This window comes from Bacillus sp. 05T31, assembly GCF_056396725.1.
Map to the genome: position 1 here is coordinate 1 of NZ_JBFTMA010001524.1, position 358 is coordinate 358.

Consider the following 358-nt stretch of genomic DNA (forward strand, 5'->3'; position numbering starts at 1 on the left):
CTAACATACTCATTTCCCATAAATTCCAATACGTTTCTCCTACTTTTTTTGACTCTCTTAATAAACCTTCTTTTACAAAACCTATTTTTTCGTAACAAGAAATAGCTGACTTATTAAAGTCATAAACACCAAGAGTTACTCTATGTAGTTTTAATTCTTCAAAAGCAATACGAAGTACGGCTTTCATCATATGTTTCCCTATAGAACGCCCTCTCATTTTCGTATTACCAACTAGCACTTTTCCAATTCTAGCAGACTTATTTATATTATCTATTTGTCCAAGAGAAATATGACCAATAACTGCTTTAGTCTCTTCATCTATTATTTTGAATGCCAGTGTGTTTGCACTTTCTGTATA

Annotated in this window: 1 protein-coding gene; it reads right to left on the reverse strand. The window is 31.6% G+C overall.

Annotated elements, in window-relative coordinates:
• Nucleotides 1-358, reverse strand: a 358-nt coding sequence (locus AC1DJR_RS34165; protein ID WP_477004687.1) for a GNAT family N-acetyltransferase, incomplete at both ends; no start/stop codon positions are given.